Here is a 419-nt window from a genome sequence, read left to right on the forward strand (position 1 = left end):
CTCATCAAACATGCAGTCGATCCAGCCGGCATCATGAATCCCGGCAAAATCCTGCCGAGATAGAATGTTACTTTGCGATCCGCGACCGCTGGGGCGACACGATGAATTCCTTCAAGACTCACAGTTCTCACTGGGGGGCCTTCTCCGGGCGGCTCACAAATGGGCGACTGGAGATAAAGCCTCACTCCGGCGACCCCCATCCATCCCCGCTACTGGGCAATCTTCCGGCGATCGCCGACAGCCCCGTCCGCATCCGACGGCCCGCTGTCCGGCGGGGGTGGCTTGAGCGCGAAACCGACCATGCACAGCGGCGGGGCGCTGACGACTATGTCGAGGTCAGCTGGGCCGAAGCGACGACACTGGTCGCCGACGAACTGAGGCGGGTCTACGATAGTCACGGTCCAAGCGCCGTGTTCGGC

The 419-nt window shown here is 62.8% G+C and carries 1 protein-coding gene; it reads left to right on the forward strand.

Translation table 11 applies throughout. From position 1 onward, the window contains the following. Nucleotides 1-101: 101 nt before the first annotated feature. Nucleotides 102-419, forward strand: a 318-nt coding sequence (locus EN804_RS34825) for a molybdopterin-dependent oxidoreductase (RefSeq protein WP_145972891.1), incomplete at its 3' end; no start/stop codon positions are given.

Origin of the sequence: Mesorhizobium sp. M8A.F.Ca.ET.161.01.1.1 (genome assembly GCF_004792105.1) — a bacterium.
In the GTDB taxonomy this organism is placed as follows: Bacteria; Pseudomonadota; Alphaproteobacteria; order Rhizobiales; family Rhizobiaceae; genus Mesorhizobium.